The sequence below is a fragment of the Shewanella sp. SG41-4 genome, assembly GCF_014164505.1.
In the GTDB taxonomy this organism is placed as follows: Bacteria; Pseudomonadota; Gammaproteobacteria; order Enterobacterales; family Shewanellaceae; genus Shewanella.
In genome coordinates this window covers 1-1,212 of sequence record NZ_JACJFI010000630.1, presented here as the reverse complement: position 1 = coordinate 1,212, position 1,212 = coordinate 1, and the positions used below count along the sequence as shown (strand labels likewise).

Annotated in this window: 1 pseudogene; it reads left to right on the top strand. The window is 43.5% G+C overall.

The window, feature by feature from the left end:
* A pseudogene (locus H5202_RS22830) lies at positions 1-997 on the top strand (IS630-like element ISShfr2 family transposase); the annotation flags it as partial.
* Positions 998-1,212 lie beyond the last annotated feature (215 nt).

The window sequence follows — 1,212 nt, the reverse complement described above, 5'->3', positions numbered from 1 at the left end:
TAAATCTGAGAAAAGCGCACGTAAACGTATGCGTTATCTCGCCTTACTTCATTTTACCGAAGGTCATTCTCGTACTGCTATAGCCAACATGCTGAAGGTCAGTAGAACCAGTGTAAATACTTGGGTTACTCATTATTTAACTCATGACATTAGCGGCCTAGATGATAAACATAATCCAGGTAGACCCGCTCAACTATCGGCGAAACAACTGGTAAATCTGAAAGAATTTGTACAACGTCAAAGCTTGTCTGAGAGTGGCGGAAGATTGATGGCAAGAGATGTCAGTCTTTTTATTCAGTCTCAATTTGGGGTGACCTTTAAACAGGCAAATATCTACAGATTACTGCATCAATTAGGATTGTCATGGATAACGACCCGTTCTCGTCACCCAAAACAATCTCAAGATATTCAGGACGCTTTTAAAAAACTTCCAGCTGTCAACGATCCTTAACACCCCTGGTCATGTGGCGTTAGATCGCATTGATGTTTGGTTTCAAGATGAAGCCAGATTTGGTCAGCAAAATACCACGACCCGCATTTGGGCAACGAAAGGAACCCGACCACGAGCGGTAAGGCAAAAACAGTTCGAATCAGCGTATTTATATGGTGCGGTGTGTCCTGCAACGGGCACGACAGAGGCTATTATTGCCCCGCATGCCAACAGTGAATATATGTGGGAGCATTTAACATTAATTTCAGAGGCTACCGAATCGGGTCGCCATGCTTTGGTCATCATGGATGGTGCAGGTTGGCATCAACAAGATCTGACTGAGGACTTTATAACCTTAGTATCCTTAAGCTTCCGCCCTATTCGCCAGAACTCAACCCTATAGAACAAGTGTGGCAATGGCTTCGTCAGAATGAACTCGCCAATCGTTGCTTTAGTGGATATGACGATATTGTTGAGCAGTGTTCCATTGCATGGAATCGATTTATTGCAGAACCGGAAAGGGTGATTCAACTATGTTCTAGACGGTGGACAAAACTGACCAACTAATTAATGTAAATGGTATTAGACAATCAGAACATCGATGCTAGGTGTACTTCGCTAGACGCATACCATTGATACAATTTGACCACAAATTAAAGACGTAAAAAAGCCCGTTACGTTAGTAACGGGCTTATCACTACTCTTTCGAGTAAATTAGGCGCCTGGAAATGACCTACTCTCGCATGGGGAGACCCCACACTACCATCGGCGATACTGTGTTT